Below are 8,893 nucleotides of genomic sequence, written 5' to 3'. Positions count from 1 at the left end.
GGTGTCTTTACAGTGCCACCTGGAGTTGTTGTAGTTCCGCCTGGAGTTACAACACTACCACCTGGGGTCTTCACTGGTTGACTTGGCTTTGTGGTGTTGTCACCACCAGCGTTTGGTCCTACCTGTGTGCCACCTGGAGTCGTAATTGTGCCACCATTTGAAACTTTGCTGCCACCTGGTGTGGTCTAGTCTTAGTATTCTGTCCTGGTGTGGTTACTTTACCGCCTGGTGTAGTTGTAGTCCCACCTGGGGTAACTTTGTTACCACCTGGAGTTGTTACATTACCACCTTTGGTGATTGTTGTACCACCCTTGGTGATTGTGGTACCACCATCTGTGATGATCGTGCCACCCGGTGTGGTTGTTGTGCCGCCTGGTGTCTTCGTATTTTGTCCCGGTGTCTTTACAGTGCCACCTGGAGTTGTTGTAGTTCCGCCTGGAGTTACAACACTACCACCTGGGGTCTTCACTGGTTGACTTGGCTTTGTAACTGTACCTGTGCCAGTTGTGCTACCAGTCCCAGTTGTTGAGCCCGTTCCGGTTGTTGAACCAGTTCCGGTTGTTGATCCAGTACCTGTGGTACTACCTGTTCCAGTCGTTGAGCCGGTACCTGTGGTACTACCTGTTCCAGTTGTGCTACCAGTCCCAGTTGTTGAGCCTGTTCCAGTTGTTGAGCCAGTTCCAGTTGTTGAGCCAGTCCCAGTTGTGCTACCAGTTCCGGTTGTTGAACCTGTACCTGTTGTTGAACCTGTACCTGTTGTTGAACCAGTTCCGGTTGTTGAACCTGTTCCGGTTGTGCTACCAGTCCCAGTTGTTGAACCTGTTCCAGTCGTTGATCCGGTGCCAGTTGTGCTACCAGTCCCAGTCGTTGAACCAGTACCTGTTGTTGAACCAGTACCTGTTGTCGAACCAGTCCCAGTCGTTGAACCAGTGCCAGTTGTCGATCCGGTACCTGTTGTTGAACCCGTGCTAGTCGTTGGTGTTGAAGTTCCACCACCTGGAGTTATTGTTGTGCCACCTGGTGTCTTTATTGTTGTGCCACCTGGCGATGTTACCGTACCATTTGGTGTTGTTTTTGTACCACCTGGCGTAATAGTTGAACCACCTGGCGTTGTTACTTTTCCACCTGGTGTCTTTACTGTGCCACCTGGCGTTGTTATTGTACCGCCTGGTGTTGTTACTTCTCCACCTGGTGTCTTTGTTGTGCCACCTGGCGTTGTTATTGTACCACCCGGCGTTGTTACTGTACCGCCTGGTGTTGTTACTTCTCCACCTGGTGTCGTTGTTGTGCCACCTGGTGTTGTTGTTGTCGTTGTACCACCCGGCGTTGTTGTCGTTGTTGTACCGCCTGGTGTCTTTGTTGTGCCACCTGAGGTATTTGTTTCGCTTGGCGTTACAGCAGTTACAGGCTCTCCTGCAATATTATCAGTATTAGTTTTATCATTTGCACCATAGATTGTATCGTTACTTGCTTGTGCATACGACGGTGTAATAGTTAAAGTACTTTCAGGCCCAACGCTGCCATCAACTCTGACTGTGTATTACCATTAGCATCTGAAACTCCCGTTCCTACAACATTTCCAGCACTATCAGTTACAGTAACGGTAACTCCTCGAGCCGCAGCTCCTCCTCCAGTTGTTGTTCCAGTAATCTGGTACCCAGATTTAGAGTCGCCAGCAACTTTAGAAACTGAAACAACTGGTGTGTTTTTATAAGTCAGAACCGCTTTTGCAGTATTGTTTCCCAAATCCGCTATGTCAGCTTCAAGAGTATTGTCATTGACATATTGCGCTTCAAGAGTATACGAACCCGTAGCACCAGTAACTGTTGGCGTTACTGCAGTTACAGGAACTGTTGTTTGAATTTGGCCAACTAGTGTAGCACTACCAATTTTGTTAATAAATGATCCACCAGTTGTAATTGAAGCTTTAAGTGCATTAATCGCAGGTGTCAGAAAGCTCATGATATCACTCGCAGCCGTACCAGAAACGTCTGTAGTAAAACCAAGTACAGTAGCTGTAACGTGAATAGCACTAACTGCGTTCGTTAAATTAGTAATAGTCTGAGTAATGTCTTGCGTCAAAATATTTGAAATTCCAGTGTCACCAGTAATATCAACATACATGTATTTACCATCGGCGCTCTGCGTAACTGGAGCTGAGAATACACCGGTCCCAAGCTTAGAAATCAGCGTTGAAACATCGAACGCATCAACAACTCCTTGGGCATTAAAATTAACACCAGGTATTGCGTCCACAAGCTTAGCTCCATTGCTCAAAGCTGTTCCGATACCTTCAATTAAGCCCGTTAAAATTGATAAATCATCAGCAGGAATAGAAATGGTCGTATAAACTGTTGCATTACCATTTGTATTAACTTTAAGGCCATCAGGAACTTCAACTTGTAAATAGGTCTTTTGATCACCAGCAACTGTTCCAGAAACACCAATTGTTGAGCCAACTACAACATTCATATTCGTTGACGTCGGAGCTCCTGAACCAGCCTGCAAAGCATCTGTACCTTGTTCACCTTGCCCGGTATCTTCTGTAACCTTTGTTGGGTTAGTTTTTGAAACATCCGTCTCAGTACTTGGATTAGTATCAACTGTTGTTTTTGTGCTTGTAAACGCAGTAACGCTTGCAGCAGCAGCAGCAGTAATCATTTGTGGTTTACCAGTAGTTTCATAGGCTATTAAAGCAGCAGATTTAGCAGCAGCAATGTCTGCATTGGTCGGATCGACCAAATTAGTTACCGTAGCCGAACTAGTAGCATCTGAAATCGATGTCACCGAACTTGGTACCTTTACATTTGATGTAACGTTACTTGTAGCTGTTGAACTGGTCGCACCTGATTTTGATACAGAACTAACAGAAGTAGAACTTGAAACTGTTGAACTGGTCACACTTGAATTCGATGCAGAGCTTACAGAAGCAGAACTTGAAGTTGCTGAACTGGTCGCACCTGATTTCGATGCAGAGCCCACAGAAGCAGAACTTGAGTTTACTGAATTACTGGTCACACTTGAATTCGATGCAGAGCTTACAGAAGCAGAGCTTGAAGCTGTTGAACTAGCCGCGCTTGATTTTGATGCAGAGCTCGTGGTCGCTACATTAGCAGTAGGAACTACTGTGTCAGCATGTGCATCATTTACTTGAGTGGCCATGCCAATTCCTAATGAAAGCATAGCCATGCCGGCAAACATCCATCGTTTGCCGTCCTTATACATCTTGTAGTGCTCGTCAATCTTTTTAGCACGTCCGAGTATATTATTTTTACCCATTATCTACAACTCCTCCTTTATTAAAAGTATAAATTAAAGCAATTTTGCATTGTTCATTTTTAAAAGGTTCTTTAAATCTATATTGGTAAATGAAAACGCCCTCTCTCTATCTCATGACCATAATATAACCATAATCAATGGTATATTCAAAAGGTGCTGTCCTCAATGTACTTTTGGGCCACAATAGTTGCCCAAAGAGGAAAAATAATTAAAAAAATAGCAACATTAAATACTGTTTTAAGAAATCACGTGCAAAATAGCACTTTTTTATAGATTTGATTTATAAAACTTAATCTTAAAATATCTTAAAATAATTAAGGAAAAAAAGTGTAATTTAGTTTTTCTATCACTAAATTGCACTTTTAATTTTCATTTTCTATTAATTTGCCATAATAATTTTCAATACTTAAATTTTAGTTTTCCACTTATAATTTAATTAATCCAAGTTGCATCACTTTTGCAACCGCTGCTACACGACTATTCACACCTAATTTTTCATAAATATTAGTTAAATGGCTCTTAATCGTTCTTTCACCAAAATGCAGGTCGCCGGCAATTTTGGAAGTACGTTCACCTTTAGCAATCCTAGTCAGCACGTCCAAATCTTCATCTGTTAACTCATATCTCAAATTTCGATAATCAGTCGTGTTTCTTAGTAATTTAGGTGATACAATTACTTTTCCTTCCATGACATCATGAATTGTTTGAAAAATAATTTGTGCCGTCGCACTTTTTAATATGAATCCATCCGTCTTTAGTGACATTGCTTTACTAAAAACGTTGACATCTTCATAACCGGTAAGAATAATAACTTTTACTTTCGGAAATTGACTCTTAATTCGCCCCAGCGTTGCAATACCATCTAAAACTGGCATCCGAATATCTAGTAAAACAATATCAATTTCAACGGTATCTAGTTTTTGTAGAGCTATTTTACCATTTTCTGCTTCGGCCATAATTTTTAAATCTTTTTTGTCTTTAAATGCGACCCTTAAACCATCTCTATAGATCGGATGGTCATCGACAATCATTATTTTTATCATAAGTATCTTCCTCCAAATAAAACATTAATTTTAATTGAAGCTTTTTGGCCGTTAACCAAATGAATTCTATTCATTTAAAATTTCTTTTGTGACCCAATTATAGCAAAATAGAATACTTCCTTAAAGTATTTAAATTTAAAAATCACATATTTTTGACGAAGATAGCTCTTATATAACCAATATCCAACAAAAAAACAGCCTCGTAGATTTATTCATCCCTACGTAAGCTGCTTTCCATTTATAATTCTGTACAAAACTTAGTCATCTTCTTCGTGCTTATTTAGCTGTTGCCGAAGGGCCTCGTTCTCGGCTTCTTTAGCTTTTAGCTTTCTTCTACTTAACCAAAAGGCGATGGCAATTAAGAGAAGGATAATGAGGACACCTACTGAAACATAAATCCACGTGTAATCTTTTTTGATCGAAACATCTTTAGCATTTAACTTAGCCGCTTTTTCTCGAGTAATCGTAAACGTCTTCTTGAAATGCCAGGTCTGTTTTTTAGATTTCGCGGTGATATTCATTACATATCTCCCGGCCTTTAAACTTTGTCCATTCAATTGGAGGCCGTAGTTGAAAACAGAATTGGGAGCCATTTGCATGTTAGTTCTTTTTTGCCGATAAAGAACTTTAGAGTTTCCCTGCTTAGTCACTTTTGCGTTAACCGATAATTTATTGAGGTAAGTTGCCTTCACGTTTCGTAATCGGGCATTAATCACGTTTCGCAAATTAACTTGCCCTGGTTTCACACTCGCCAATTTCATATCCGGTAGCACTTTTTTAGTATTCTGTTGCAACACGATCCCAATTAAATAGGCATACTCATTTTGAACCGTAGTTCCCTTCTTCTTTTTCGCATTTTTGCTAACTTCTTGATTTTTATCCTGAAGCCGCAATCCCCCCGCCATAACGCCGTTAAATTTCTCTTTTGGCATTGTAATTTTTAAATGAATCTTTTTCGTTTGTTTACCGTTTAGCACCACGGTTTTTTCCACTGGTTTGACATAGTCTGCCAAGGAATATTTTAAACTGGTATCAAGATTCTTCTTGGCAACTTTTTGGTACTCTACTGTCCCGTTCAAGTTGGTCGTCGCTGTGTTGACCTCGGGTTCAATTTTAACCTGATCTTTAGAACTGTTCGTGACCGTTACCGTCACAGTTTGGGTTGCGCCAGGCTTTAAATTCAGATCAAAATACGTCACACCTTTATCTACTTGATTTTCTGGTAGATTGGCTTCTACCCCAAAAGACAGTTCACTTGCCGAGACTGGGATAGTTAGTAACACCCCAAGCACCATAGTTATTAAAATCAAGAATAAATTTTTACGTTTCACAGTGATGACCCCCTTACCAGTTTAAATTAATCGCCTGATGGTGTATCAGCTAAAGTCCATGTTAACTTTGTGCTGTAGCTATCTGCATTGGGATGAGCTGCTGCCGGTACCATTAGTTTAACTGATGATGCGCCTGCTTCCCCAAAAACATCGACCCAGGTTCCAGCACCACCACCGACATCAGCTTTCATAACGCTTGTTGTTGCTCCTGGAACTAATGCGGTGTCCGTTGTCGTTGAAGTTACTGTATCGTTTGAGGTTGGATATCCAACAGAAGCAGCTTGCTTTTGACTTGTTCCAAGGCTTAATGCAGCACCAGATAATTCGCTACCTGTAGTGTCTACAAACTGTTTTTCTTCTTTCACTGTTAAACTCCAACCTTTAGGAGTTCCAGCCCGACGATCACTAACCTGGACATAGTTTGGAATTGCGGTCCCATCGCCTTTTTTCGCATCTGCTGCTGTATAGGTCGCATCCGCGGTTGGAATATTGTGTGTGCCAAAATCAAAACTAGATACATAATCAATTGTCAGTGGGCCTGTTTCACCAGTTCCAGGAATTTCAGGATCAGTTGGATCTGTTGGATTCGTGGGGTCAACTGGGTCAACTGGATCAACAGTATTTTCTTTAAATGCAGCAGTCGCAGTTGATTGTTCAATGCGACTTTCGGCCGCAAAAGCTGTAACTGGGGCAACCGCTCCTAAAACCAAGGTTCCAATGCTAAGAACTGAGAGTAATAATTTTTTGTTAATCATGAGTATCGCTCCTTTTCGTTTTTAAATGACTATTTTGCTTTCAGCAAAATTTTATTCTCAATACGGATGTCCATCCTCTCTACACCGCTAAAGCGGCTAGTCGGACTGGCTCCTTTTCGTTTTTAAATAGCTATTTTACTTTCGCAAAATCCTATTCTCATACGGATGTCCATCCTGCCATGTTTCTTGCGGTCGGTACTTCGGCCACAAGAATGGTCAACGTCCGAAACATCCAAGATCATTAGTGTACTTTGCTAATGATCCTCCTTACTGTGGAGTAGTCCGCTACACCGTTAAAACGGCAACTCGGACTGGCTCCTTTTCGTTTTTAACTGTCTATTTTGCTTTTAGCAAAACCCTACTATCCAATTTTTTCTAATCACTACACTAATTTTTTTGATTGTGCCTGCGTACCTGATTTTTTTTCATCCAATACCAAGCAACTACGACAAAACCTAAACTACCAAACACTTGCAAAATTCCATCCGATTCTTCATCCGTCTGCGGTAAAAATTGTTGTTTTTTTGCTGCTGAAACAGGAACCGTTGGCTTAATTGTTGTATCTGGACCATTAGGTACTTTGTCAGCGGGCCTTAAATCTGACGGAGGATAACTTGGTGATATTGTTCCCTTTGTTAAACCCCACGCGTCCTTCTGAAGTAACCTCTGAGACATGGGTATCACCGCGAATCGGTGAATTAATCAAACACATTGACGTAATTGTCAATATAGTGAGTAGCAACCCTCTTTTCACGTGACCTCATCTCCTTTATTTGTTTCCTGGCGTGTCTTGCAGTGTCCAAGTAACCGCTCCAGAATAGGCTCCTCCACCTACTGGTTGCCCCGCAGTGGGTTCAAAGGCCAAACCGTTTGTACTATTCCAGGTAGCAGAAATATTATTTGTGGTCCCCGGCTCTGATTTCGGCAAGGCCTTCACAGGAACAGCTGCGGGTCCTAACACATAATCCGTTCCGGCATTAATATAGTGTAAGCTGTTTGCCAAAACTCCTTCATTGTTAGTACCCGTCATTTGTTTGGCTAATGTTGCCGTCACACTCCAACCATTCACGATGGCACCAGTAGGAATTTTCCGTGTATCTTTCACTGCCAAAGGGTTTCCAGTAACCGTTTTGTTCATATAAACTGGATTGCCTGTCGCTTTAGCATCCAAGTCAGTGCCAAAACCAATACTATCGGGAGCAGTAAGCGTTAATTCACCGTCAACGTAAAGGAGCCGGAAATTTGCTTGCCGAATGCTACTAGGCTTTGTCCCGCCATCAGTAAACTGAATCGTAAGTTTATAGACGGAACCTACCGAACCGGCATTATGAACTGCCAGACTTTTTGCAGGAATCATATAACTAAATTTGTCTTTAACATTTCCTCCACTAGTATTAATTACTCCAAGAGTTTGTACCTGCCCTGAATTTGGAGGAGTTGCTCCCCCTCCAGATGTTTTGGTAATAATGAAATTTACTGTTACCTTTTCTTTGTCTGGATCTTGAAAGAATCCAGATATAGGTTGCCCTGTGCTACCTCCGTAATAATATAAATCTGAAACTTGGAGGATGTTGGGTGTTTGGTCAATTGAGATAGCGGCAGTTGCCATTGAACGTCCAGATATCACTTTTTTATTTGCTGAACTTGTTGCCGATTTCGCAACCGTTTCTGACGAACTGCTTGACGAACTACTTTCTGAAACAACATCTGCACTTGAGCTACTTTCTGGTTGCTCCGACGTACTGGAAGCGGTTGATGAGCTGTCAGAAATTGCTGAAGAGCTTGTTGATTCGGCTTGCGTACCTGACGTGGTGGAACTCGATGACTCAACTGGTACCGCCATTGCCGTAACATGGACAACATTACTTGTTACTAATTGATTTGCACTCAGAACACTCAATGAAAACGTTCCGGCCGTTTCCGCGATTAACGGAATGGTGAAGTTTTTAACCGTTTGATCAGTTACTGTCAAAATCAGCTTGTCCGATTCTTGATGTGACTGGAAGTTAGCCGCTTGACTGCTTTGGCTCAAGGCATTTTCATCAAGCTGCATCCCCGTTGGCACCACTAAAGTAAAGTTCTCCGAATCCGCTGTCAATTCTCGTAGCCGAGTAGCCTTAACCTCCACCTTGTCGCCAACTTTCATTAAAGACTTTGTTGCGGTGAGACTGAACATTGGATCGGCTTCTTCTGCATAAGTGTTGCGATGACTATAAAATCCAAAAATACTAGTCAAAGCAACAAATACAAGTAATGACTTAAGAATTCTTTTCACAACCATCACCTCTCTTTGTAGAATTCCACTTCCTTTTTACAAGGTAATCATAGCAGGTAATTTGTGACAGCGATTTCATGTTTTTATAGTTCACTCATTATTCTTGACAGAAATAAAAATCGTTCAGGCCACCTTTATGTTTCGTTTTTAAACTCATATGTACGTATTAATACTTAAACATAATCGAGTAGGAGGTAGTTGATTAATTCA

General features: G+C 41.5%; 8 protein-coding genes. 1 reads left to right on the top strand and 7 read right to left on the bottom strand.

Annotated elements, in window-relative coordinates; all coding sequences use genetic code 11:
• Positions 1 to 118: 118 nt before the first annotated feature.
• Positions 119 to 469 carry a hypothetical protein gene (locus IV84_RS08520; RefSeq protein WP_056986421.1) on the bottom strand — a complete coding sequence of 117 codons (351 nt, stop codon included), beginning with the start codon at positions 467 to 469 and terminating at the stop codon, positions 119 to 121.
• A 28-nt stretch (positions 470 to 497) separates the two neighbouring features.
• On the opposite strand from IV84_RS08520, the gene IV84_RS11145 reads away from it, so the two are divergent.
• A complete protein-coding gene (locus IV84_RS11145; RefSeq protein ID WP_201783028.1) occupies positions 498 to 1,454 on the top strand; it encodes a hypothetical protein in 957 nt (318 codons plus the stop codon).
• Positions 1,455 to 1,494: 40 nt separating this feature from the next.
• Here the strand turns inward: IV84_RS11145 and IV84_RS08510 are convergent, their stop codons facing one another.
• The 6 genes from IV84_RS08510 to IV84_RS08485 all read right to left on the bottom strand — a co-directional run bounded on the left by IV84_RS08510 (position 1,495) and on the right by IV84_RS08485 (position 8,683).
• Positions 1,495 to 3,279 (bottom strand): KxYKxGKxW signal peptide domain-containing protein, encoded by a 1,785-nt coding sequence (locus IV84_RS08510; RefSeq protein ID WP_052694480.1) that lies wholly within the window; start codon positions 3,277 to 3,279, stop codon positions 1,495 to 1,497.
• A 425-nt stretch (positions 3,280 to 3,704) separates the two neighbouring features.
• Positions 3,705 to 4,322: a response regulator transcription factor gene (locus IV84_RS08505; protein ID WP_046871185.1), complete on the bottom strand. Its 618-nt coding sequence runs from the start codon at positions 4,320 to 4,322 to the stop codon at positions 3,705 to 3,707.
• Between the two features lie 257 nt (positions 4,323 to 4,579).
• Positions 4,580 to 5,653, bottom strand: coding sequence for a WxLIP family cell surface protein (locus tag IV84_RS08500; protein ID WP_052694479.1), 1,074 nt, complete (start codon positions 5,651 to 5,653; stop codon positions 4,580 to 4,582).
• Positions 5,654 to 5,679: 26 nt separating this feature from the next.
• The gene (locus IV84_RS08495) at positions 5,680 to 6,408 is read right to left on the bottom strand and encodes a WxL domain-containing protein (protein ID WP_046871184.1); all 729 of its coding nucleotides are present in this window, start codon (positions 6,406 to 6,408) and stop codon (positions 5,680 to 5,682) included.
• A gap of 387 nt (positions 6,409 to 6,795) precedes the next feature.
• The gene (locus IV84_RS08490; RefSeq protein ID WP_056986419.1) at positions 6,796 to 7,083 is read right to left on the bottom strand and encodes a hypothetical protein; all 288 of its coding nucleotides are present in this window, start codon (positions 7,081 to 7,083) and stop codon (positions 6,796 to 6,798) included.
• A 94-nt stretch (positions 7,084 to 7,177) separates the two neighbouring features.
• Positions 7,178 to 8,683, bottom strand: coding sequence for a hypothetical protein (locus IV84_RS08485; RefSeq protein WP_046871182.1), 1,506 nt, complete (start codon positions 8,681 to 8,683; stop codon positions 7,178 to 7,180).
• Positions 8,684 to 8,893: the final 210 nt, after the last annotated feature.

The organism is Pediococcus damnosus, assembly GCF_001437255.1.
Classification (GTDB): Bacteria; Bacillota; Bacilli; order Lactobacillales; family Lactobacillaceae; genus Pediococcus; species Pediococcus damnosus.
The sequence above is the reverse complement of the archived record's forward strand: the minus strand, read 5'-3'. Positions and strand labels throughout refer to the sequence as shown.

Excerpts from the sequence above, each read along its gene's own strand:
- IV84_RS08505 (WP_046871185.1), bottom strand. The coding sequence starts at position 4,322 with ATGATAAAAATAATGATTGTCGATGACCATCCGATCTATAGAGATGGT.
- IV84_RS08490 (WP_056986419.1), bottom strand. The coding sequence starts at position 7,083 with ATGTCTCAGAGGTTACTTCAGAAGGACGCGTGGGGTTTAACAAAGGGA.
- IV84_RS08510 (WP_052694480.1), bottom strand. The coding sequence starts at position 3,279 with ATGGGTAAAAATAATATACTCGGACGTGCTAAAAAGATTGACGAGCAC.
- IV84_RS08495 (WP_046871184.1), bottom strand. The coding sequence starts at position 6,408 with ATGATTAACAAAAAATTATTACTCTCAGTTCTTAGCATTGGAACCTTG.